Consider the following 22,353-nt stretch of genomic DNA (forward strand, 5'->3'; position numbering starts at 1 on the left):
GCCCTTACTGTTACCTAGCAAATTCCGTGATATGAAGAAGTCGCACCTTTTCATTCTGGCCATCATTGCGGTGGCCGCTGCCATCATCCTCAGCACCACGGCCGATGCCAGCGTGTACGTGGGCTTCAGCGAAGCCCGGCAGCGCGCCGCCGAGGGCAACAACACCAAAGTGCACGTAGTGGGCAAGCTGCTGCGCGACAGCCAGAAGCGCCCCGTCGACCTGCAATACGACCCGATGACGGACCCCAACTACTTCGCCTTCACGCTGGTGGATAGCACCCACGTTGCCCAGCGCGTGGTGTACAACCAGCCCCAGCCCCAGGACTTCGAAACCTCCGAGCAGGTGGTTATCACCGGCTGCATGAAGGGCGACGTCTTTATGGCCGACAACATCCTGCTGAAGTGCCCCAGCAAGTACGTGAAGAAGGATTTGAAAGGCGCCACGGCTTCGGTTAAGTAACCATTGGCCCGCCCGCAGGCTTCCCGGCAGCCGGTTGCTGAAGCGCTACGTCGCTGCAGCAACCGGCTGCTTTTTTTGGTGGCAGTGGTTGCTAGATGCGCCAGCCCTGGCTTCGCCCAGGTGCCCAACGACAACATCGAAAACCGCCGCGTGCTGCGGCTGGAAGAAACCGCTGCTTCCAGCACCACCGGCTGCACGGTGCAGCGCAGCTGCGTGGACGAGCGCCTGACCGGCAAGTGCATTGAGTACCACAACGACCAGTGGTTTGAGTTTACGCCCAAGGCTCCGGGGCGGTATTTCATCAACATCGGCGGGCAGAAGTGCCGCGACGTGCGCGGCGTGCAGCTGGTGGTGCTCACGGGGCAGCCCTGCCAGCCGGCTACCTACCGCGTGCTCAGCTGCACCTCGCTCGGCACGCAGGACGACGTGTTTGTGACCCTGGACTCGCTGCGGGCCGGCCAGCCGTATCTGCTGGATGTGGACGGCTACCTGAAAGATTTCTGCCAGTTCACGCTGCAGGTAAGCCGCACGGCAAATGGGATGCCCGTCAGCTACTTTCCGCCCAGCCCTACCCGGCTGCTGCCCACCGCCAGCCGCGTAGTGGAGCTGAGCTGGACTGTGCCCGACTCGCTGGCCGGCACGCCCGGCTGCCGGGTCATGCGCCGCGAAATCCACCAGTACCGCAGCACCGAAGTGCGCTACGTGCCCGTGCGCCGCGACACCTACGGCCGCCCCGAAACCAGCTATGCCGTGGCCGACACCCTCCCCGGCCCCGGCATCTACGACTACCAGGTGGTGACCACCCGCGCCGACACCGGCCCCGCCGCCGCTCGCTTGCGCCAGTGGTGGTACGCCTACGGCACGGCAGCTACCATGCCCCTGCCCGGCACCGTGCCTGCCAGCCGCACCGATGTGGTGACGCTGCCCCTGCGCAAATACCCCAACAAGGCACGCCTCTCAGTCGTCATCACCGACCCGGCCAATGGGCGGGTACTCCTGGCCCGGCAGCTCATCAACCAGCCCGGCAACAGCCGCCAGGGTGAGCTGCCGGTGCGCAAGTGGCAGGACGCCGGCCTGAAAAAAATTGCCGTCGAAATCACCTGCCATCCGCCGCGAGGCGACTTTTTCACCGACCGGTTGTTATTAAACCTCCCGCCTCCGGCGGGGCGGCCGTAAATTTGCCCGATATTCTCTGCTTATGAACCTATTTATTGGACAACTCGGCCACCTGAGCGTTATCGTGGCTTTTGCGGCGGCGCTGGTGGCGGCGTATAGCTACTTCCAGGCCTCGCGGGGCCGGGCGCTGGGCGAGGAAGATGCCAGCTGGCTGCGGATGGCGCGGGGCGCGTTTTTTGTGCACGGCGTGGCCATTTTCTCGGTTATCGGCTGTCTGTTCAACATCATTTACGCGCACCGCTACGAGTATTACTACGCCTGGAGCCACAGCTCCAACCACCTGCCGGTGCAGTACATGATTTCCTGTTTCTGGGAAGGCCAGGAGGGCTCGTTTCTGCTCTGGATATTCTGGCAGGTGCTGCTGGGCTTCTGCATCATGAAGTTCAACCGCCGGTGGGAAGCGCCGGTGATGGCCGTGTTCAGCGGCGTGCAGCTGTTTCTGGTGAGCATGATTCTGGGCGTGGTGCTGGGCGGCGTGAAGGTGGGCTCCTCCCCGTTCATCCTGCTGCGCGAGTTCCTGACCGACCTGCCGGTGTGGAAGATGAACCCCGACTTCGTGCCCAAAGACGGCACCGGCCTCAACGCCCTGCTGCAGAACTACTGGATGGTGATTCACCCGCCCACGCTGTTCCTGGGCTTTGCGCTCACGCTGGTGCCCTTCGCCTTCGCCATTGCCGCCCTGTGGAAGCGCGAGCTCACGGCCTGGGTGAAACCGGCCCTGCCCTGGACGCTCATCGGCGGCGGGGTGCTGGGCGTGGGCGTGGTCATGGGCGCTTACTGGGCTTATGAGACCCTGAACTTCGGCGGCTACTGGAACTGGGACCCCGTGGAAAACGCCGTGTACATCCCGTGGCTGGTGCTGGTGGCCTCGCTGCACGGCCTGGTGCTGTGGCAGAAGCGCCGCACCGGCCTGCGCACCGCGTTTGCGCTGGTGGTGGCCACGTTCGTGCTCATTCTCTATGCTACGTTCCTGACGCGCAGCGGCGTGCTGGGCAATGCCTCGGTGCACTCGTTCACGGATTTGGGCCTGTCGGGGCAGCTGTTTATCTACCTGGCCGCCTTCACGGTGCTGGCGGTGGCGCTGCTGGTGTCGCGCTGGAAGGACATTCCCGTTTCGCAAAAAGAGCTGAACGCCTACAACCCCGAGCTGTGGGTGTTTGTGGGCGCGACGGTGCTCTGCCTGGGCGCGTTCCAGGTGCTGTTCACGACCAGCATCCCGGTCTATAACTCCTTCATGGGGCTGATTGGCATCAAAACCAACGTGGCCCTGCCCGCCGACCAGATTGCCCACTACTCCAAGCTCCAGCTCTGGATGGGGGTATTCGTGGCTCTGCTTTCGGGGGTGGCCCAGATTATGTGGTGGCAGCGCAACAACAAGGAAACCGTCATCAATTCGCTCACCGCGCCCACGCTGCTCACGCTGCTGGGCACGGCGCTGGTGGTGCTGCTGGTGCGCTACAACGGCCTCACCATCACGGCGCCTTACATCGTGCTCACGCTGGCGGGCCTGTTTGGGGTGCTGGCCAACTTCGGCACCATCTTCAACCTGCTGCGGCGGGGCATTCGCCTGTCGGGCGGGGCGGTGGCCCACCTGGGCATTGCCCTGATGCTGCTGGGCATTCTGGCCTCGGCCGGGTACTCGAACATCATCTCGCGCAACGTGTCGGGGCTGTTGTATTCGCGGGAATTCACCGAGGATTTGAACCGCGACAACGTGCTGCTGTGGCGCAACGAAACCACGCCCATGCACGGCTACCAGCTCACCTACACCGGCCAGTACCTGGAGGTGCCCGGCGTGCCCGGCTACGTGGACAAGCAGTTCCTCTTCCGCACCGACGACGACTACAAGGCCGTGGCCCGTGCCCCCATCGCCGTCGATGGCAAGACCTATTACAAAACCGGCGACACGCTGGAAATCCTGCCCGAGAACACCTACTACCGCGTCAACTACAAGGACCAGAAGTCGGGCGAGCAGTTCACGCTCTACCCGCGCGCGCAGGTGAACGAGGAGATGGGCGGCCTGCTGGCCTCGCCCGCCATTAAGAAGTTCTGGGGGCACGACATCTACACGCACATCAGCTCGGTGCTGGACCCGCGTAAGGAAAAGCCCTGGAGCGAAGCCAAGGAGTCCATCCTGAGCATCGGCGATACCATCTTCCTCAACGACTACTTCGCCGTGTTCCGCGCCGTGGAGGCGGCCCACGAAACGGCCGGCCTCAACCTGCAGAAGGGCGACCTGGCCCTGCAGGCCGACATGATTGTGTTTGGCGAGAAGCGGCAGTACCACGTGCACCCCGTGTTTGTGGTGCGCAACCGCATGGTGGGCCGCGTGCCCGACGAGGTGGAAGACCTCGGCGTGCGTATTTCCTTCAACGCCGTGGACCCCGCGGCCGGCAAGTTCACCTTCGGCGTGAGCACCACGCAGAAGGATTACGTCATCCTCAAGGCCATGGAAAAGCCCTTCATCAACCTGCTCTGGAGCGGCACCCTGCTCATGGCCCTCGGCTTTGGCCTGAGCGTGCGCCAGCGCGGCGGCAAAGGCGTGCTGGCCGAAGAAGCCCCGGCCGCCGAAGCCTCGGAAGAAGCCAGCAGCCGCGCCGCCCGGCCCCAGCCGGTGGGCTAAGGCCAACTGGCTCACAGCACAAGAAGCCCATCCCGACAAGACGGGATGGGCTTCTTGCTTTTCGGAAGCGGTGCCCGACGAGTCGGGATGGGCTATTTGAGCATCATGAAGGCGTGCCCGACGAGTCGGGGACAGCTTTTGAGCATAGTGAAGCTCATCCCGACAAGTCGGGGCAGGCTTTGGCAACTGGGGAAGGCGTGCCCGACGAGTCGGGCAGTATTTCCGGCACATTCAGCCCGCAGCCCCGCCTTGTCGGAACAGATTGCCGGCATTTAAATCCGGCATTCAACCGGGTGCAGCGCCGCCGCATAAGCCAACAAAAAGGGCCGCCCAACCGGGCGGCCCTTTTGCCGGGGCGAAAGTCAGCCGAAGCTTACTTCACAATCGAAATCTGCTGCTGCGTGTACTCAGCACCGTTGCGCACTTTGATGGTGTAGATACCACCGGCGAGCGTCGACAGGTCCACCGTGTTGCGGAAGTTGTCTTTGGCCGTGCCGGTGTACACCACCTGACCGAGCATGTTGGTCACCTCCACGCCCATGGCCGATTTGGCATTGGCACCGTGGATTTCCAGGTTGAAGGCGCCCGTGTTCGAGGGGTTCGGGAACACGCTCACGGCGCGCTTCAGGGCCTCCGAGGTAGCCAGCGGGCCGGCCGTAATCACGAGGTCGTCAACCGCCAGGAAGCCCTGGTTGGCCGTGCTGATGGCGTGGAAGCCCAGGTAATACGTGCCAGCGGCGGGCGTAATGTCGGCCACTACCGGCGTGGTCGTGTTGTTGGCCAGCTGGTAAGTGGTGTTGCCGATGTTGTTGTTGGTGTAGATGGTCGTGGTCTGGCCAGCAGGCGTAGCGGCCGTGCCATACTTCACTTCCAGGCCTTCGGGGTAGCCGGCCGCAGCGCGGTAGTAGAAGGCCACGCGGTAGCGCTGCGTGTTGGTCAGCGTCAGGGCCGGGCCGAAGAACCAGTCGTTGGCAGGCACCGTGGTGTCGGTCGAGTTGTAGGAGTACACCATGGCGTTCGGGCCCGAGCGCGAGATGTTACCCGTGGCCAGGCTGCCATCCACCGTGCCGGTAGCACGCCAGGTGAAGCCGTCGTTGTTGGCATCGAGCACCGAGATGCCGCAGGGCAGCGTCTGGCCCGTCGATACCACGTCGAAGTTCTGCGTGTAGGGGAAGGCGTTGATAACCGGCGGCGTGCAGGCCGTGGTGCCACGTACCGGGCCGGCGGGTGCGCTCTGGTCGGTAGCGCCGCAAATGGTGCGCACGTAGAAGTCGTAGTTCGTCGAGGGGCTCAGGCTGCCCAGCGTGTAGGTAGTACCGGTGAAGGTAGCCGAGGTCTGGCTACCGGTACCGCCGGGCGTGAAGCCCTGAGGACCGTAGATAATCTGGTAGCCCGTGGCGCCGGTTACGGCCGCCGTGAACGAGAACGAAGCCGTGGTGGAGGTGATGGCCGTGAGGGCCAGCGCCGTGGGCACGGGGCAGGTAGCCGGAGCAGCCGTTTCGGCTTCCAGCATGAAGCGGGCGTTGTTGGCGGCGGCATCCGTCGGCGCGGCCGGCGTGGTGATGTTAGCCGTGAAGAACGTGCCCGTGCGAGCCGGCGTTTCGGCCTGGTAGGCCATCGGGAACACCTGGTTGGCAGCCGTGCCGATGGGCAGCACCTGGGCCAGGCCCACAAGGAAGTCGCCGGCCGCTACGCTACCCGACAGGGTGAACGTGTGCAGCTGGCCGAGGTCGGCGGTGGTAATCAGGTAGTCGGGCGAGCGGGCGATAACGGCGCCCGTGGTGGCGTTCAGCAGCACCCCATATACGGTGGTGGGGGTGCTTACCAGGGTGGGGTCGTTGCCGATAACGGCGCGAACGGCGGTTACGTCGCGGGGGGTGTTCACCGTGAACTTGCCGCAGAAGGCCAGCGTGCGCGCCGCCGTGCCCGGCGTGAAGCCAAAGCTGCTGGACTGCGGTACGCCCGGCGTGATGAACGAGAAGCGCGTGGCGCTGGTGGCCAGCGTCTGGGTCTTGGTGTTGTTGGTCAGGTTGTCGTCGTTCGGCACCGAAACGGTTACGGTGTTGGTGCCCACGGCCGTCAGGTTGATGCCCGAGAAGGTCACCTGCGTCGAGCCGCCCACGGCAATCGAAGGCACGGTCTGGGTCAGGGTCACCGTGTTGGCCCCCGTGATGTTCAGGGTTACCACCACGTTGGTCAGGGCGGCAGCGCCGCCGTTGGTGATTACCGCCCGCATCGAGCTGGGGTTGCTCGAAGGCACGGCCAGTGAGCCATAGCCCTGAATTTCAGTCACGGCAGCATCGTTGTTGGCCGGAGCAGCCGTTACGGCCTCCAGCATGTAGCGGGCGTTGTTGGCCGAGGCATCGTTCGGGGTAGAGGGCGACGAAACACCGGAGCTGAAGAACAGGCCCGTGCGGGCGGGCACTTCGGCCTGGTAGGCCATCGGGAACACGGCATCGGCTGCCGTGCCGGCGGGCACCACCTGGGCCAGGCCCACGAGGAAATCGCCGGCGGGCACCGTGGTAGCGGCCGACAGCGTGAAGGTGTGCAGCTGGCCGAGGTCGGCCGCTACGAGCGTGTAGTCGGGCGAGCGGCCCAGAATGGCACCGGTCGTCGCGTTGATAACCACGCCGAATACGACCGTGCTACGCTGGCCGTTGGTGGCATTGGGCACCAGGTTGGCATCGTTGCCAATCACGGCACGCACCGCCGTTACCGAACGGGCGGCGCTCACCGTGAACTTGGCGCAGAACGCGCTGGTGAAGCCCGTGCTCGGCGTGAAGCCGTAGCTGCTGGTTTGCGGTACGCCGGGCGCGATGAACGAGAAGTCCGTGGCGCTGGTCACCATCGTCTGCGAGAACGAGTTGTTGTTGTTGTTGCCGTCGCTGGGCACCGAGATGGTCACCGTGTTGGTGCCCACGTTGGCCAGCGAGATGCCGGGGAAGTTCACCGTGGTCGTGCCGCCTACGGCCATGGCCGTGGCGTTCACGGTCTGGGTGTAGGTATTGGCTCCGCTGATGGTGAGCGTCACGGGAATGGCGCCCAGCGCCGTGTTGCCCGCGTTGTTTACCACGCCGCGAATGGCGAAGGGGTTGCCGGCCGGCACCGCCATCGAGCCGTAGCCCTGGATGTTGGTGGCGGCGGCATCGTTGGCCACCTGAATGGTGAAGCGGTAGGTACGGCCCGGGTCGGGCAATACCGTGCCGCGAATGTTGTGGCCGTTTACCCCCGAAGCAGCGTACGCGCCACCCGAGAATATCGTGCCCGACCACGGCGACACCGAAGCCTTGGTGCCCACGATGGCATTGGCAGCCGCACCGTCGGTGCCCTTAATGCCCACGCCCATGAACTTGGGGTTGTCGCCGGCCACGGCACCGGCCGTGGCCGTGCCGTACACAAAGTCAATCTGGTTGCTGGTTTCGTACAGCTTCACCTGGAAGGAGAAGTTGGCGTACTGCGTGGCAATGGTGGTGGTGCCGGCCAGGCGAGCTTTGTCCGAGATGTTTTTCCACTGAATAGTGCACACCCGGTTCGGGGCCGTGCCCGTCGTCACCACGCGGTACTCGGTGCCGCCGGCCGAGCCAGCCGTCAGGTCCTGGTTGAAGGGTACAATCAGGTTGGTATCGGTGCTGTTGAACGGGCCGTTGGCCGTGCTGTTGGCCCCGTCGGTGTACTGGGCACCGGTAGGCGCCGTGGCCCCCAGCTTGATGAAGCCGTTCGTGTTCAGCACAAACTGCGTGAAGGCCGCGCCGTTGTAGTTGAACGTGAAGCCGATGTTCTGGGCCGCCGAGTTGGCGTCATCGGTGTTGGCGGTGGCAATAGCGGTACCAGTCGTGCCAAGGTCAACGTAGGCGCTGGCGCCTCCCGCGATGTTGGATGTACTGGTGGCCGAATACCCGAACTGCGCATGCGCAGAGGTAGCGGCTCCGGTCGCAAACAACGCAGCCAGAGCCAATTGCCGCAGGCGCGAGGAAAGCCCCGTGCGGTGGTATTGGTGGTTCATAAAAAAGAGAGTAAAATGGGTGAATACGAAAAGAAAAAGTGGGAAGTAGTGCGTGAAATACGTGCGCCGCGCATGAGCCCAAAATGAACCCACGGCCTCCGCAGTAGTTTTGAGGGTACAAGTTGCTAAACTTTTGCCATACATCGGCGGGTTAAGGCCGTTTTAATGCCGTTTGCCCGGCGCGGCAGCTCTTTTTCGGCCGTTCCGGCCCTTGCTATATTCTCCCTTGAAAGCCATTCCTTCCTCGTTCCGGCCGTTGCGCATCGGCCTCCTGGGCGCGGGCCGCGTGGCCAGCCTGCTGGGCCCGGCCCTGGCGGCGGCCGGCCACCAGGTCGTGTTCGTGTGGAGCCGCACTGCGGCAGCGGCCGAAGCCCTGACGGCCCGGCTGCCCGGCGCGCGGGCCCTCACCACCCTGCCCGCTCCCCTCCCGCCGGCCGATGTGTACCAGCTGACCGTGCCCGATGCCGCCGTGGCCCCGCTGCTGGCCGGCACGCCCTGGCCCGAGGGCGCGCTGGTGGCGCACCTGGCCGGGGCCTTGCCGCTGGCCGTTTTTGAGGCGCAGCCGGCCGTGCGCGGCGGTGTGTTCTACCCGCTCCAGACCTTCAGCCCCGGCCGGGCCATCGCCTGGCCCACGGTGCCGCTCTGCATCGAGGCAGCCGATGCCGCGGCCGAAGCCACCTTGCTGGCCCTGGCCGGCAGCCTCAGCCAGCACGTGCGGCGGCTCGATTCGGCCCAGCGGCTGAAGCTGCACGTCGCGGCCGTGTTTGCCAACAATTTCACCAACCACCTGTTGGGCATTGCCGATGCCCTGCTGGCCGAAGCCGCCCTGCCGCCGGAATTGCTGGCCCCGCTGGTGCGCGAAACCGTGGACAAAGCCCTCGCCAACCCGCCTTTTACGGTGCAAACCGGGCCGGCGGTGCGGCGCGATGCGCCCACGCTGGCCGCTCACCAGGCCGCGCTGGCGGCCCACCCGGCCTGGCAGGCCCTCTATGCACAGCTCACGGCCAGCATTCAGGCCCAGCTTTGATGCCGGGGCCGGGCGGAGTACCTTTGCGGCTTCAAACGCCGTGTTTTTTCCGACTTATTCGTTTCCTGTTTTGTCTGTTCCCGCCACCACCATCACCTTCCAGTTCAGCGACGGCCAGCCGGCCCAGACCCACGTGGCGGCCTCCGGCGAATCGGTGCTCGACGTGGCCCTCAACAACGGCATTCAGCTGCAGCACAACTGCGGCGGCGTGTGCGGCTGCAGCACCTGCCACATCTACATCAACGCTGGCGGCGACGACCTGCCCGAAATCTCGGACAAGGAAGAAGACTTCATCGACCGCGCCGAGAACCCGCGCATCAACTCCCGCCTGGCCTGCCAGTGCGTGGTGGAAGCCGATATGCAGCTCGTCGTCACCATTCCGCCCCAGCACTTCCTGGGCCACTAATTTTTTTAGGGTAAGAGGGTATGGGGGTAGGAGGGCAGGAGTTTGCGGACTTCGAGCGGACTCTTCCCCAAACTCCTGCCCTCCTACCCCCATACCCTCTTACCCTAAAGCAGCATGAACCACTTTGAGCCGCCCATGCACTGGGCCGACCACGAGGACATTGCCATGGCCCTCTACGAGAAGTTCGGCGACGACTTCACCGAGGCCAAAATCTACCGCATTCGCTTCACCGATTTGATTGAGTGGGTGCTGGGCCTCGACAATTTTGACGGCACCCGCGAACAGGCCACCGAAGGCCACCTAGAGCAGATTCAGGCCAAGTGGGTGTATGAGTGGCGCGATAACCAATAAAGGAGCTGTGGACAACCGCCGCTGGCAGCCAACGGAACTCAACCTCCCGCCCGCTTCCCGCGTAAGCTGCCCTTGAAGTGGATGTGAAACGCCATTTCAGGCCTTTCGGCAGCCTTTCGCCAGGCAGTTATCCACCTTTCCTTTTTTAGTTTTTTGCATGAAAACCGGCATTATCAAATTTTTCAACGAAGCCAAAGGCTATGGCTTCGTGACCGACGACGAAACCAAGCAGGACTTTTTCGTTCACGTAACGGGCCTGAACGGGACCACGGTGCAACAGAATGACCGGGTAGAATTCGAAACACAGGAAGGGCGCAAGGGCATCAACGCCGTGAACGTTCGCAAAATCTGAGCTAGCCAAACAAACGCTGGCGGCCCCGCCGCCCCCCAAAAGCTTCTTCCGCAAGGAAGGAGCTTTTTTTGTTGGGCTTTGCCGCCGCGCCCGGCGCGGGCCCGCCACTTTCCCCGACCTTTGCCCCAGCTTCTACCCCCGTCGATGGACCCGCACCTGCCCAAGCCGCCCGCCTCCCCTCCCGCCGCGCCGCCGCCGGAGCGGCTGCGCACGGCGCTGCCCACGCTGGTGCGCTGGCCCAACCTGCTCATCATGCTGCTGTGCATGGCCCTGGTGCGGGCCGGCCTGCTGCTGCCGGCGCTGCCGCTCCGCCAGTCGCTGCTCGACGGGCGCTTCGGGGCGCTGGTGCTGGCGGCGCTGCTGGTGGCGGCGGCCGGCTACATCATCAACGACTACTACGATGTGAAAATCGACGCCATCAACCGGCCCGACCGGCTGGTGGTGGGCCGCGTGGTGAACCGCCGCAAGGCCATGCTGGCCCACATGCTGCTCAGCGGCACGGGCGTGCTGCTGGCCGGCTGGCTGCACCCGGTGCTGGGGCTCGTTACGCTGGGCACAGCCCTGCTGCTGTGGGGCTATTCGGCCCGCTTCAAGCGCGTGGCTTTGATTGGCAACCTGAGCATTGCGCTGCTTACCGCGGCCCTGGTGCTGCTGCCGGAGCTGCAGCTGCAGCTGGCCCGCAACGACAGCCACAGCGTGGTGTGGCCCTACGCGCTGGCGGCGTTTCTGCTCACGGTGGTGCGCGAGATTGTGAAGGACGTGGAGGACATGCGCGGCGACGCCCAGCACGGCTGCCGCACGCTGCCGCTGGTGTGGGGCGTGGCGCGCACCAAGTGGGTGGCCGGCTTTTTCCTGGCCAGCCTGGCGCTGCTCACCCTCGGGGCCACGGGCCGGCTGGTGCTGGGCGGGCACTGGCCGCTGAGCTTGTGGCTGACGCTGCTGGTGCTACTGCCCATGGCGCAGCTGGCGCGCCTGCTCATCCAGGCCGACCGGCGGCGGCACTTCCGCCACCTCAGCACCTTGTGCAAAGGCATTATGCTGGCGGGCGTGCTGAGCATGGCGCTGGCCGGCTCGCTGTGAGGGGCAGTACCGTTTTACATCTGTCATCCTGAGCGCAGCGAAGGACCTTACCACCGCAGAGCTGTTTGCGGTATGCATTAAATGGGTTGAGTAACCCAAATCCAACGTTATGCAGCCGTGACAAGGCCCTTCGCAAGCTCAGGATGACAAACGACAACGCATAATATCTCATCACATCAATGAAATACCGCCACCTCTTCTTCGACCTCGACCACACGCTGTGGGACTTCGAGAAAAACGCCAACGAAACGCTGCACACCCTCTACGCGCAGCACGATTTTGCCCGTTTCGGCACTTTCACGGTGGATGAGTTCGTCAGCGTGTACAGCGACATCAACCACGCGCTGTGGCGTATGTATCAGAGCAATAAAATCACGCAGCCCCAGTTGCGCGACCTGCGCTTCAGCCGCACCCTGGCCAAACTGGGCGTGTCCGATGACCAGATTCCGGCCAACATCTCGGCCGAATTCACCGATATTCTTCCCTTGAAATCGGCCGTGTTTCCCTACACCCACGAGGTGCTCGACTACCTGAAACCCAACTACCGCCTGCACCTGATAACGAACGGCTTCAACGACATTCAGGGCATCAAGCTGGCTTCGTCGAACCTGACGCACTACTTCGAGCACGTCATCACCTCCCAGCAAAGCGGCTGTTTAAAACCCGACCCGCGCATGTTCCGGCACGCGCTGGCGCGCACCGGGGCCACCGCCGCCGAAAGCCTGATGATTGGCGACAACCTGGAATGCGACGTGCTGGGCGCCTACAATGCCGGCATCGACCAGGTGTATTTCAACCCCGACAAGCGCCGCCATTTCAACCAGATTACCCACGAAATCAGCTGCCTGAGCGAGCTGAAGAATATTCTGTGAGAGGTGAAACCAAGAGACAGGAGATGATAAGACGTGGGGCAACGAGACACAAAAGGATTCAGGAGTTTCATGCTTCACCTTCCTATCTCTCATCATCTCATTCTCATGTCTTTTAGTCCCTCATATCTTTCTCTTATGATTCACCTCATTGGCCTCTCCGGCCGCCGGGGCAGCGGCAAAGACACCGTGGCCCGCATCCTGCAAGAGCTTCAGCCGGAGCGCGAGTGGCAAATCCGCTCCTTCGGCGATTCCATCAAGGCTGTCTGCGCCGCCCTCACGGGCGAGGACGTAGCGCCCTACTACACCCAGGAGGGCAAGGCCGAGCTGGTGCCCACCTTCCACCGCACGCGGGGCGAGATGCTGCAGCAGGTGGGCAGCGCCCTGCGCGCCTGGGAGCCGCTGGTGTGGGTCGATGCCTTCTTCGCCGGCCTGCCGCCCCATGCCTTCGTGCTGGTGCCCGACGTGCGCTTCGCCAACGAGGCCGACCCCATCCGGGCCCGCGGCGGCCTCATGCTGCGCGTGGAAGGCGACCCGCTGCAGCAGCGCGGCGACGGCACCCGCGACGACAACCACCCCAGCGAAACGGCCATGGACGACTACCCGCACTTCGATTTCACGCTGCACAACACGGGTTCGCTTTACGACCTGATGCGGCAGGTGCGGGAGCTACTGGGGCGGCTGTGAACCCATTTCACCAAAAAATGAATCGCCAAAAAGGCCTTACCCGTTGGATTCATGCATGGGTGTTGCCTTGCCTGGCTATTGCGATGCTGGGCAGTGTAAGCATCCAGACTTTCCAGCGCTGGCAGAGTCTGCATGGCACGGTTGTGCCGGCCATTATTTACCAAAAGCTGGGAAAGGAAGGTTCCGGCAGTAGCGGCCGGTATTACCTGAAGGCCAGGTTTCAGCAGCCACAGAGCGGAGCCCTCTATACCCGAATACTGACGAACCGCAGCACGCACGATGATTTATCGGTAGGCCAGCAGGTTGACGTGTGCTACGCCCACGACCCTCAGCAAACGTTGCTGAGCTCGGAATGGAGTCTTACCGGTAAATCAGTGGTCATCATTGTTGCTGGCTTCGGGCTGTTGCTCAATGGCCTGAGCGCCAACAAGGCTTTGCGCAAGCGGCGCAATGGGTATTTGCCGGAGTAAGCCGTTGCTGTTGGCTCTGCATCCTCTGGCCAAAGCAATTATTGATTCAAGTACATGAAAATCAAATTTATATCCACTACAATTATCGTCCTTATGCTGGGGCTTGGCTTCTACAAGTATCGCCAGAGGCAGCAACACTCTGCTGTTCACACGGCGCTTGTGTATGGTCGCCTGGCACCGCTCCCGGCTACCGCCACCGCCGTCCGGGTCGATACCGAAGGCGGCCTATTTTCCCGCACTTTTTGGCTTTCCTTCCACGCCGACACAGCAGCTATTGCCGATTGGGTTGCGCACTCGCCCTCATTAGCTAAGCGGGTTCTCGCGCCGTTTTCGCCTACCGCTTATAACGGCGACGGCAAACCCGATTGGTTTGCGCCTCAACCTGTGAGAGGGGCAGTTATGTTTAAAATCCCGTTCAACAAGGAGGCACTTTACGGCACCGTCTGGATTGACTACCACAGCGGCACCGTGTATATTACTACTTCCCATAGTTGAGGATGACAATGGGCTTGCTTCATCTGCTGCCTCTGCTCAGCAGGGGCCGTAGCGGCTGCTGAAACGTTGGAATACTGCTCCCTTGACGGTCCTCACGCGGCAGGGACGTGCGCTGCTGGAGCTCTGCGTCTCCACCTATAATTGCCAATTCATGAAACGTTTTCTTCTTTTCTGCATTTGCATCGTAAGCTCAGTCAGCACCTGCCTCGCCCAGATTTCTTGCGATTTCCTTTACGCTAAAGAGGACAGCACTTGGAAAGCCTGGAACGACGAAGGCCGCGTTGGTTTGATTGTGTTTGATGTGCCTCCGCGCGTAGTTTTTGGCAAAGAAAAATTAACCAACTACTCCGACACCAGGGATAAAGCAGGGGCCGTTATGTATCGGGTTAGGATAGATAGTCTTGGTAACCCTTCCTGTCTGCGCGTTGTGCATGCCGATAATACCCTGCTTGTTGCGGAAGCCAACCGGATAATGGAAACGCTAAAATTCAGTCCGGCCCAGCAACACGGCAGAAGCATCGATGCTACGATGCATGTTACCGTGCGCTTCTACAGCGGAAAGCCTCCGAAACAGCGCCACTCCTGAACCTGGCGGCGCTTGCAGTGTCAGCAGCTTTCTACCTTTGCTCCATCCCACCCCAAACCCTTCTTCAAACTAACCCGAAACCCTATGGCCAACGGCTTTTTCAACGTCCCGACTCCGATTAACGAACCCGTGAAAGGCTACGCGCCCGGCTCCAAGGAGCGGCTGGAGCTGCAGCAGCAGCTCAAGAGCCTGCGCGGCCTGGAGCTGGACATTCCGATGCACATCGGTGGTAAGCAGGTGCGTACCGGCAACCTCAAGCGCATCAGCCCGCCGCACGACCACCAGCGCACCATCGGCCACTTCCACTACGGCGACGCCAGCCACGTAAATCAAGCCATTAAGGCGGCCCTGGCCGCCCGCACCGCCTGGGCCGAAATGCCCTGGGAGCACCGCGCCGCCATCTTCCTCAAGGCCGCCGACCTGCTGGCCGGCCCCTACCGCGCCCGCCTCAACGCGGCCACCATGCTGGCCCAGAGCAAGAATGCCTTCCAGGCCGAAATCGACGCCGCCTGCGAGTTGATTGACTTTTTCCGCTTCAACGTGCACTTCATGCGACAGGTGTACGAGCAGCAGCCCGAGAGCCTGCCCGGCATGTGGAACCGCCTCGAGCAGCGCCCCTTGGAAGGCTTCGTGTTCGCCCTCACGCCCTTCAACTTCACCTCCATCGCCGCCAACCTGCCCTCCTCCGTGGCCATGATGGGCAACGTGGTGGTCTGGAAGCCCGCCGATACGCAGGTCTATTCGGCGCAGGTGCTCATGGAGCTGTTCGAGGAAGCCGGCGTGCCGGCCGGCGTCATCAACCTGATTTACGCCGACGGCCCCGTGGTGGGCGACGTGGTGTTCAAGCACCCCGATTTCGCCGGCATCCACTTCACCGGCTCCACCAAGGTGTTCCAGACCATCTGGCAGGAAATCGGCCAGAACATCCACCGCTACAAATCCTACCCGCGCATTGTGGGCGAAACCGGCGGCAAGGACTTCATTCTCGCCCACCCCTCGGCCCACGCCAAGGCCGTGGCCGTGGGCATCTCGCGCGGCGCGTTCGAGTACCAGGGCCAGAAATGCTCCGCCGCCTCGCGCGTGTACCTGCCTTCCAATCTCGCCGATGAGATTTTGGGCTACGTGAAGGAAGACCTCGCCTCCTTCAAAATGGGCGACGTGGAGGATTTCGGCAATTTTATCAACGCCGTTATCAGCGAAGTTTCCTTCGACAAGCTGGCCAAGTACCTCGACGGTGCTAAGGCCGACCCCAACGCCGAAATCATCGCCGGCGGCGGCTACGACAAGTCGAAAGGCTACTTCATCGAGCCCACCGTCATCGTGGCCAAAGACCCGAAATACGTGACCATGTGCGAGGAGCTGTTCGGCCCCGTGGTGACGGTGTACGTGTACGACGCCGACCAATTCGAGGAAACGCTGGAATTGGTGGACACCACTTCGCCCTACGCCCTCACCGGCGCCATCTTCGCGCAGGACCGCTACGCCATCGACCTGGCCTCGAAGAAGCTGGTGCACGCCGCCGGCAACTTCTACATCAACGACAAGCCCACCGGGGCCGTCGTCGGCCAGCAGCCCTTCGGCGGGGCCCGCGCCTCCGGCACCAACGACAAGGCCGGCTCCATTCTGAACCTGCTGCGCTGGGTGTCGCCCCGCGCCATCAAGGAAACCTTCGTGCCCGTCACGGACTACCGCTACCCCTTCCTAGGCTCGGAGCCCGCCGAGGATTTGAACCGCGACAAAGGCCTGTAGGCCAAATCGACTGAGCAGCAAAAGCCCCGTGTTTTCGTGATGCGGGGCTTTTTGCTTGCATCTACCTGCTAATAATGAGCTCAGTCAACGCATCGCAAGGGTTATTCCACTTCCGACCCATCTTCCAGCCGCGACTGAATGGCCCGGATTTCCTCGCTGTCGAGCGGCTTATGAATCAGGCCCGCCACCAGGTCATAGCGCTTCGATTTCTCCAGGTCCGTCAGGGCCAATGAAGAGGTGAGAATGTAGATGTGGCAGCTGCCGCGCAGCTCGTCCTCATAGGGTGCCAGGGCATCGAGAAACTGCCAGCCGTTCATCATCGGCATATTCAGGTCCAGAAACACCACGTCAGGCACGGCATTATCCTTCTCCGTTACCAGCTTTTGCAAAGCTTCTTCTGCCGATTGAAACGTGCAGATGGCATTAGAGAATCCTTCGGCGCGCAGCAGCTGCTCGGTGAGGTAGATGGCCAGCGAGTCGTCGTCAATCAGGTAGGTTTTCATCGGGACGGGCCCTGAAGTAGAGCGTGAATTGAGTGCCTTCATTCATGCGGCTTTGTACGGAAATGTGTCCATTCATGGCCTCTACATGGGTTTTCACCAGGTACAGGCCAATGCCCCGCCCCGTGCTGCCGGTATGGAAGCGCCGGTAAAGCTGAAAAATCCCGTCGCCGGCTTTCTGCTGGTCGAACCCCGTGCCGTTGTCGCTAACCACGATGGCCGTTTCCCCATCGGCTGCTGCCACGGCCCTCACGGCAATGCGCAGCGAGCGGGCATCGGAGCGGTACTTGATGGCGTTGGAAATCAGGTTGTGGAAAATGCTGTGGAAGTAGGCCCGGCTGCCGCGCACGCGCAGCTCCGGCGGAATCGTATTGACCAGCTCGCCGCCACAGTCCTGCAATGCTTCCTGCAAGCTTATCAGGGCAAGGTCGCACACCTCGGCTACGGCCACGGCCTCGGCCCGGTAGCCGGTCTGCGAGTCGCGCAGCGACAGAATGCCATTGATATCGGTCAGGATTTGGTCGAGCTGCTGCAGGCTGGCGCGCAGGTGCTGCAGGGAGGTGTCGAAGGTTTCCGAATTTTTATCGAGCCGGGAGAGCAGGTCAGAATACCCCAACGCATTGGCCAGCGGGGCCCGTAGGTTATGCGAGATAATATAGGCAAACTGCTGCAGGTCTGAGTTTTGCCGCGCCAGCTTTTCCGTTAGCAGCAGCTGCTGCTGCTCGGCCTGCTTGCGGGCGGTGATGTCCTGCATGGCCCCAATCATGCGCACGGCCTGGCCCGCCGCATTGCGCAGAATGTAGCCCCGGTCAAACACGATGGCCCAGGTTCCGTCGGCCCGCCGAAACCGGTATTCCTCCTGCCAGAACAAGTCGCTGGTTTCAACCGCCATCCGCCGCAGGCCCATCACCACCCGCTGGCTATCATCCGGATGCACATCGTCGGCCCACTTAGTAAACGAGGTCGGGTTCTGCGCCAGCCGGTAGCCAAACAAGTCCTCGAAGCCTTCGCCCCAGTACAAAGTATCGTCCGCAACGTTCCACTCGTAAATGGCATCGGTGGTGGCTTTCAGCGCGTAGGCAAACCGCACGTTGCTGCGCCGCAAATCCTCTTCCACCTGTTTTTCCTTGGTCAGGTCGTGCACCACGCCCACCAGCTGGCGGCAGCGGCCGGCCTCATCAAACACCGGCACTACGCTTACCTCGCCCGTCACCCGGCCGAACGGATAATCGGAGGTTTCCTGCCATACCACCCGCTCTCCGGTGGCGATGGCTTCCTTATACTTCGTCAGAACCAGGCTGAGCGACGGCTCCGGAATTACTGCCTGCACCTGGTGGCCCACCACTTTTTCGGGCGGCAGGCCGGTGGTTTTTTCGAAGGCTTTGTTGGCAAAAACAAAGCGGTAGCCGCCATCCGCTTCCACGCTTAGCACAAACGTTACATCGGCAATGGCGTTGAACATTACCGACAGCAGCCGTTCCCGCTCCGCCAGGGCCGCATTGGTCAGGTCTGAGGCGGTCGGTGGTTTGTCACGGTTCGGCATGGCAGCCAAGCTTTAGGTAGCACAATACTGGGGCACCCGCACGGCTTCAGGCAGTGGGTTGCCGACCTAAATAAAACACATTCAATCTAAACAAATCCCATTAGCCCAGCTCACCGCGGCCAGGCCGTGCCCCCCCGCTGCCCGTCGCAGCCCCCGCCCATTATTCAAGTTGCCTTTCTTCATCTGCCCCAACATTGCGCCCCAAGCCCGTGGGCGCTACCTTTGCCCTTCAGCGCCCGTGAGGCCTGTTTGCTATCCGCCTGACTGCTATGTATCTAATCCTGCCGGCTACGAATTATCAGCCCTCCGATTACCTTCCGATTGTCATCCAATTCGGTCTGGCCCTGGCCTTTGTGGCCTTCGCCATGGTGGTTTCACACCTCGTGGGCCCCAAGCGCACCAGCAAAGTGAAGAACGAAGCCTTCGAGTGCGGCATCGAATCGGTGGGCAACGCCCGCACCCCGATTTCGGTGAAATACTTCCTCACGGCCATCGTGTTTGTGCTGTTCGACGTCGAGGTAATCTTCATGTACCCTTGGGCCGTGAACTTCCGCGCCCTCGGCCGCGCCGGCTTCATCGAGATGATTGTGTTCATGGCCTTCCTCCTGGCTGGCTTCGGCTACATCATCAAAAAGGGCATTTTGCGCTGGAATGAAGTGCCTTCCGGCCAAACTTTCACCAACGCGCCGGTGTTGGAAAACCGGCCCGCTCAAGTGGCGAAGGCTGCTTAATTGTAGTGATTAGTGGTTAAGGGTTAGTGATGAATGATATTATCAACTAACCACTAATCACTGACCGTTAACCACTGATTCAACATGGCTGATAACCGAGTTCCTGAAATTAAAACCGTCGAGGCGCCCGAGGGCGTTGAGGGCGCTGGCTTCTTCGCTACCTCGCTGGAGAAAGTGGTGGGCATGGCCCGCGCCAACTCGCTCTGGCCGCTGCCCTTCGCCACCTCGTGCTGCGGCATCGAGTTCATGGCCACCATGGGCTCGCACTACGACATCTCGCGCTTCGGCTCCGAGCGCCCCAGCTTCTCGCCCCGCCAGGCCGATTTGCTGATGGTGATGGGCACCATTGCTAAGAAAATGGCCCCCATCGTGAAGCAGGTGTATGAGCAGATGGCCGAGCCCCGCTGGGTGCTGGCCATGGGCGCCTGTGCCTGCTCGGGCGGCATCTTCGATTCGTACTCCGTGCTGCAGGGCATCGACCGCATCATCCCGGTCGACGTGTACGTGCCCGGCTGCCCGCCCCGCCCCGAGCAGGTGCTTGACGGCCTGATGCGCGTGCAGGACCTGGCCCGTAACGAATCCTTCCGCCGCCGCAATGCTCCTGAGTATCAGGAGTTGCTGGCGTCTTATAATATCAAGTAGTTAGTATTAAGTAGCAAGTAGTAAGACCCTACAGAGCGCAGTTTACTACTTGCTACTTATATACTCAATACCTTCTCAAATGACTCCTCAAGATGCTGCCGCCGCGCCCGAAGCGCCCGTTGCCGAAGACCCGATAAAGGCCCAGAATGCGCAGGTCCTGGCGCTGCTGCACCGCCTGTTCGGCGAGGCCACGTTTACCGATGTGCACGAGCCCTACGGCCTGCTGACGGCGACCACCACGCGGGAGAAAATCCACGACATCATCGCCGGCCTGCAGCAGGACCAGGAACTGAAATTCCACTTCCTGACCACGATGTGCGGCATCAACTACCCCGAGAACGCGGGCCAGGAGTTGGGCATGATTTACCACCTGCACAGCATGACGAAGAACATCCGGCTCCGCCTGAAAATCTTCTTCCCGCTGGCCGACCCGGTGGTGCCCACCCTCACCGACCTCTACAACACCGCCAACTGGATGGAGCGCGAAGCCTACGATTTCTACGGCATCGTCTTCACCGGCCACCCCAATCTCATTCGCATCCTCAACGTGGAGGACATGGACTACCACCCCATGCGCAAGCAGTACCCGGTAGAAGATGGCACCCGCGAAGACAAAACCGACCTGTTTTTCGGACGATAGATTGTTAGTAGTAAGTATTGAGTAGCAAGTAACAAGACAAAAACCACTGCCTTATTGCCCTACTTTCATCTTATTACCTGCTACTAATTACTTGATACTAAAATGGCAGTAAACGACGCCCTGGCAGGCACCCACAAGATTCAGGAAGAGGCCGCCGCCCAGCGCCCCGGCCAGCTGATGCCCATTCTCAACGACTTCAGCCAGGAGCTGACGACGCTGAACCTGGGCCCCACGCACCCCGCCACGCACGGCATTTTCCAGAATATTCTGCAGATGGATGGCGAGCGCATCGTGTCGGGCGTGCCCACCATCGGCTACATCCACCGCGCCTTCGAGAAGCTGGCCGAACGCAAGCCGTTCTACCAGATTACCACCCTCACCGACCGGATGAACTACTGTTCGTCTCCCATCAACAACCTGGGCTGGCACATGACGGTGGAAAAGCTGCTCGGCGTGACCGTGCCGAAACGTGCTCAGTACATCCGGGTGATTATGATGGAGCTGGCCCGCATCGCCGACCACCTCATCTGCAACTCGATTTTGGGCGTGGATACCGGCGCGTTCACGGGCTTCCTCTACGTGTTCCAGGAGCGCGAGAAGATTTATGAAATCTACGAGGAGGTGTGCGGCGCCCGCCTCACTACCAACATGGGCCGCGTGGGCGGCATGGAGCGCGACCTTTCGCCGGCCGCCATCGACAAGCTCCGCGCCTGGCTGAAGAGCTTCCCGGCCGTGATGAAGGAGTTCGAGAACATGTTCAACCGCAACCGCATTTTCATGGACCGCGTGGTGAACGTGGGCCCGATTTCGGCGGAAAAAGCGTTGAGCTACGGTTTCACCGGCCCCAACCTGCGGGCCGCCGGCGTCGACTACGACGTGCGCGCTATGAACCCGTACTCGAGCTACGAGGACTTCGAGTTCGATATTCCGGTGGGCACCAACGGCGACACCTACGACCGGTTTATCGTGCGCAACGAGGAAATCTGGCAGAGCCTGCGCATCATCAACCAGGCCCTCGACCGCCTGCCCGACGGCCCCTACCACGCCGACGCCCCGCACTACTACCTGCCCACCAAGCCCGAAGTGTACAAGAACATGGAGGCGCTGATTTACCACTTCAAAATCGTGATGGGCGAGATTGATGCCCCAGTTGGCGAAGTCTACCACTCGGTGGAGGGCGGCAACGGCGAGCTGGGCTTCTACCTGGTGTCGGACGGCGGGCGCACGCCCTACCGCCTGCATTTCCGCCGGCCCTGCTTCATCTATTATCAGGCTTATCCCGAGATGGCCGTGGGCACGACGCTGTCGGACGCCATTGTCATTCTCTCGTCCATGAACGTCATTGCCGGCGAGCTGGACGCTTAGTTTTTGTTGAAATTGACTGCTATGGAGCCGACCACCGCGCCCACCAAACCGCAATTCTCCCCCGCCGCCCAGGCGGAAATCAAGCGCCTGCTCACGCACTACCCGGAAGACCGGAGCAAGTCGGCCCTGCTGCCGATTCTGCACATTGCGCAAGCCGAGTTCGGCGGTTGGGTAAGCCCCGAAGTGCAGGACTTGGTGGCCGAGACCCTGGGCATCAAGCCGATTGAAGTATACGAGGTGTCGTCGTTCTACACCCAGTACAACCTCAAGCCGGTGGGCAAGCATGTGCTCGAAATCTGCCGCACCGGCCCCTGCATGCTGCGCGGCTCCGACGAGCTGACGGCCCACCTCGAGCGCATCACCGGTGCCAAAGTCGGCGGCACCTCGCCCGACGGTACCTTCACGCTGAAGGAAGTGGAGTGCCTGGCCGCCTGCGGCTTCGCCCCCATCGTGCAGGTGCGCGAGAAATACTACGAGCAGCTCGATACCCCCGAAGCCGTGGACGCCATGCTCAGCGAGCTGAAAAGTTTAATCCATCGGCCAATATTACCTTGGGAAGAGACGGGCTTGTCCAACTCGCTCAAAAAATACTAACATC

General features: G+C 61.8%; 21 protein-coding genes and 1 pseudogene. 19 read left to right on the top strand and 3 right to left on the bottom strand.

Features of this window, described 5'->3' with window-relative positions; genetic code table 11:
• Window positions 1-31 precede the first annotated feature (31 nt).
• The 3 genes from ACYVHT_RS09640 (at window position 32) to ccsA (ending at window position 4,259) form a co-directional block, all read left to right on the top strand.
• Window positions 32-460, top strand: coding sequence for a cytochrome c maturation protein CcmE domain-containing protein (locus tag ACYVHT_RS09640; protein ID WP_460550457.1), 429 nt, complete (start codon window positions 32-34; stop codon window positions 458-460).
• 84 nt (window positions 461-544) lie between these two features.
• Complete coding sequence (locus ACYVHT_RS09645; RefSeq protein ID WP_460550459.1) at window positions 545-1,636, top strand: hypothetical protein; 1,092 nt, start codon at window positions 545-547, stop codon at window positions 1,634-1,636.
• Between the two features lie 22 nt (window positions 1,637-1,658).
• Complete coding sequence (gene ccsA / locus ACYVHT_RS09650; RefSeq protein WP_460550461.1) at window positions 1,659-4,259, top strand: heme lyase CcmF/NrfE family subunit; 2,601 nt, start codon at window positions 1,659-1,661, stop codon at window positions 4,257-4,259.
• Between the two features lie 373 nt (window positions 4,260-4,632).
• Here ccsA and ACYVHT_RS09655 read toward each other — a convergent pair whose 3' ends face one another.
• Window positions 4,633-8,262 (bottom strand): beta strand repeat-containing protein, encoded by a 3,630-nt coding sequence (locus tag ACYVHT_RS09655; RefSeq protein ID WP_460550463.1) that lies wholly within the window; start codon window positions 8,260-8,262, stop codon window positions 4,633-4,635.
• A 226-nt stretch (window positions 8,263-8,488) separates the two neighbouring features.
• On the opposite strand from ACYVHT_RS09655, the gene ACYVHT_RS09660 reads away from it, so the two are divergent.
• The 11 genes from ACYVHT_RS09660 (at window position 8,489) to pruA (ending at window position 16,334) form a co-directional block, all read left to right on the top strand.
• On the top strand, window positions 8,489-9,289 hold the full coding sequence (locus ACYVHT_RS09660; RefSeq protein ID WP_460550465.1) for a DUF2520 domain-containing protein: 801 nt from the start codon (window positions 8,489-8,491) through the stop codon (window positions 9,287-9,289).
• A gap of 70 nt (window positions 9,290-9,359) precedes the next feature.
• The gene (locus ACYVHT_RS09665; RefSeq protein WP_201986234.1) at window positions 9,360-9,695 is read left to right on the top strand and encodes a 2Fe-2S iron-sulfur cluster-binding protein; all 336 of its coding nucleotides are present in this window, start codon (window positions 9,360-9,362) and stop codon (window positions 9,693-9,695) included.
• 114 nt (window positions 9,696-9,809) lie between these two features.
• The gene (gene iscX / locus ACYVHT_RS09670; protein ID WP_331058915.1) at window positions 9,810-10,046 is read left to right on the top strand and encodes a Fe-S cluster assembly protein IscX; all 237 of its coding nucleotides are present in this window, start codon (window positions 9,810-9,812) and stop codon (window positions 10,044-10,046) included.
• A gap of 157 nt (window positions 10,047-10,203) precedes the next feature.
• The gene (locus ACYVHT_RS09675; RefSeq protein WP_208177493.1) at window positions 10,204-10,398 is read left to right on the top strand and encodes a cold-shock protein; all 195 of its coding nucleotides are present in this window, start codon (window positions 10,204-10,206) and stop codon (window positions 10,396-10,398) included.
• A gap of 120 nt (window positions 10,399-10,518) precedes the next feature.
• Window positions 10,519-11,478, top strand: coding sequence for a geranylgeranylglycerol-phosphate geranylgeranyltransferase (locus ACYVHT_RS09680; RefSeq protein WP_460550468.1), 960 nt, complete (start codon window positions 10,519-10,521; stop codon window positions 11,476-11,478).
• 179 nt (window positions 11,479-11,657) lie between these two features.
• On the top strand, window positions 11,658-12,350 hold the full coding sequence (locus ACYVHT_RS09685) for a YjjG family noncanonical pyrimidine nucleotidase (protein ID WP_460550469.1): 693 nt from the start codon (window positions 11,658-11,660) through the stop codon (window positions 12,348-12,350).
• A 135-nt stretch (window positions 12,351-12,485) separates the two neighbouring features.
• The gene (locus ACYVHT_RS09690) at window positions 12,486-13,034 is read left to right on the top strand and encodes a nucleoside/nucleotide kinase family protein (protein WP_460550471.1); all 549 of its coding nucleotides are present in this window, start codon (window positions 12,486-12,488) and stop codon (window positions 13,032-13,034) included.
• 17 nt (window positions 13,035-13,051) lie between these two features.
• Window positions 13,052-13,504, top strand: coding sequence for a hypothetical protein (locus tag ACYVHT_RS09695; RefSeq protein WP_460550473.1), 453 nt, complete (start codon window positions 13,052-13,054; stop codon window positions 13,502-13,504).
• 54 nt (window positions 13,505-13,558) lie between these two features.
• Complete coding sequence (locus tag ACYVHT_RS09700; protein ID WP_460550475.1) at window positions 13,559-13,999, top strand: hypothetical protein; 441 nt, start codon at window positions 13,559-13,561, stop codon at window positions 13,997-13,999.
• 151 nt (window positions 14,000-14,150) lie between these two features.
• Window positions 14,151-14,585: an energy transducer TonB gene (locus tag ACYVHT_RS09705; protein ID WP_460550477.1), complete on the top strand. Its 435-nt coding sequence runs from the start codon at window positions 14,151-14,153 to the stop codon at window positions 14,583-14,585.
• Between the two features lie 84 nt (window positions 14,586-14,669).
• The gene (gene pruA / locus ACYVHT_RS09710; protein ID WP_460550479.1) at window positions 14,670-16,334 is read left to right on the top strand and encodes an L-glutamate gamma-semialdehyde dehydrogenase; all 1,665 of its coding nucleotides are present in this window, start codon (window positions 14,670-14,672) and stop codon (window positions 16,332-16,334) included.
• A gap of 101 nt (window positions 16,335-16,435) precedes the next feature.
• Here the strand turns inward: pruA and ACYVHT_RS09715 are convergent, their stop codons facing one another.
• Together ACYVHT_RS09715 and ACYVHT_RS09720 are read right to left on the bottom strand one after the other, a co-directional pair.
• Complete coding sequence (locus ACYVHT_RS09715; protein ID WP_460550481.1) at window positions 16,436-16,837, bottom strand: response regulator; 402 nt, start codon at window positions 16,835-16,837, stop codon at window positions 16,436-16,438.
• Complete coding sequence (locus ACYVHT_RS09720; RefSeq protein WP_460550483.1) at window positions 16,818-18,377, bottom strand: sensor histidine kinase; 1,560 nt, start codon at window positions 18,375-18,377, stop codon at window positions 16,818-16,820. The genes ACYVHT_RS09715 and ACYVHT_RS09720 overlap by 20 nt, the downstream gene beginning before the upstream one ends.
• Before the next feature lie 269 nt (window positions 18,378-18,646).
• On the opposite strand from ACYVHT_RS09720, the pseudogene ACYVHT_RS09725 reads away from it, so the two are divergent.
• The 5 genes and pseudogenes from ACYVHT_RS09725 to ACYVHT_RS09745 all read left to right on the top strand — a co-directional run.
• Window positions 18,647-19,027: pseudogene (locus ACYVHT_RS09725) on the top strand (NADH-quinone oxidoreductase subunit A); the annotation flags it as partial.
• Between the two features lie 165 nt (window positions 19,028-19,192).
• Window positions 19,193-19,750: an NADH-quinone oxidoreductase subunit B gene (locus tag ACYVHT_RS09730; RefSeq protein ID WP_305014534.1), complete on the top strand. Its 558-nt coding sequence runs from the start codon at window positions 19,193-19,195 to the stop codon at window positions 19,748-19,750.
• 79 nt (window positions 19,751-19,829) lie between these two features.
• A complete protein-coding gene (locus tag ACYVHT_RS09735) occupies window positions 19,830-20,390 on the top strand; it encodes an NADH-quinone oxidoreductase subunit C (protein WP_460550485.1) in 561 nt (186 codons plus the stop codon).
• Between the two features lie 177 nt (window positions 20,391-20,567).
• The gene (locus tag ACYVHT_RS09740; protein ID WP_460550545.1) at window positions 20,568-21,755 is read left to right on the top strand and encodes an NADH-quinone oxidoreductase subunit D; all 1,188 of its coding nucleotides are present in this window, start codon (window positions 20,568-20,570) and stop codon (window positions 21,753-21,755) included.
• Window positions 21,756-21,776: 21 nt separating this feature from the next.
• Window positions 21,777-22,349, top strand: a complete 573-nt coding sequence (locus tag ACYVHT_RS09745; protein ID WP_460550487.1) for an NADH-quinone oxidoreductase subunit NuoE family protein — start codon at window positions 21,777-21,779, stop codon at window positions 22,347-22,349.
• The last annotated feature ends 4 nt before the right edge of the window (window positions 22,350-22,353 follow it).

This window comes from Hymenobacter daeguensis, from assembly GCF_054780555.1.

Coding starts and splice junctions, on each gene's coding strand:
- ACYVHT_RS09640 (WP_460550457.1), top strand. CDS start 32: ATGAAGAAGTCGCACCTTTTCATTCTGGCCATCATTGCGGTGGCCGCT.
- ccsA (WP_460550461.1), top strand. CDS start 1,659: ATGAACCTATTTATTGGACAACTCGGCCACCTGAGCGTTATCGTGGCT.
- ACYVHT_RS09655 (WP_460550463.1), bottom strand. CDS start 8,262: ATGAACCACCAATACCACCGCACGGGGCTTTCCTCGCGCCTGCGGCAA.
- iscX (WP_331058915.1), top strand. CDS start 9,810: ATGAACCACTTTGAGCCGCCCATGCACTGGGCCGACCACGAGGACATT.
- ACYVHT_RS09675 (WP_208177493.1), top strand. CDS start 10,204: ATGAAAACCGGCATTATCAAATTTTTCAACGAAGCCAAAGGCTATGGC.
- ACYVHT_RS09685 (WP_460550469.1), top strand. CDS start 11,658: ATGAAATACCGCCACCTCTTCTTCGACCTCGACCACACGCTGTGGGAC.
- ACYVHT_RS09690 (WP_460550471.1), top strand. CDS start 12,486: ATGATTCACCTCATTGGCCTCTCCGGCCGCCGGGGCAGCGGCAAAGAC.
- ACYVHT_RS09695 (WP_460550473.1), top strand. CDS start 13,052: ATGAATCGCCAAAAAGGCCTTACCCGTTGGATTCATGCATGGGTGTTG.
- ACYVHT_RS09700 (WP_460550475.1), top strand. CDS start 13,559: ATGAAAATCAAATTTATATCCACTACAATTATCGTCCTTATGCTGGGG.
- ACYVHT_RS09705 (WP_460550477.1), top strand. CDS start 14,151: ATGAAACGTTTTCTTCTTTTCTGCATTTGCATCGTAAGCTCAGTCAGC.
- pruA (WP_460550479.1), top strand. CDS start 14,670: ATGGCCAACGGCTTTTTCAACGTCCCGACTCCGATTAACGAACCCGTG.
- ACYVHT_RS09715 (WP_460550481.1), bottom strand. CDS start 16,837: ATGAAAACCTACCTGATTGACGACGACTCGCTGGCCATCTACCTCACC.
- ACYVHT_RS09720 (WP_460550483.1), bottom strand. CDS start 18,377: ATGCCGAACCGTGACAAACCACCGACCGCCTCAGACCTGACCAATGCG.
- ACYVHT_RS09730 (WP_305014534.1), top strand. CDS start 19,193: ATGGCTGATAACCGAGTTCCTGAAATTAAAACCGTCGAGGCGCCCGAG.
- ACYVHT_RS09735 (WP_460550485.1), top strand. CDS start 19,830: ATGACTCCTCAAGATGCTGCCGCCGCGCCCGAAGCGCCCGTTGCCGAA.
- ACYVHT_RS09740 (WP_460550545.1), top strand. CDS start 20,568: ATGCCCATTCTCAACGACTTCAGCCAGGAGCTGACGACGCTGAACCTG.
- ACYVHT_RS09745 (WP_460550487.1), top strand. CDS start 21,777: ATGGAGCCGACCACCGCGCCCACCAAACCGCAATTCTCCCCCGCCGCC.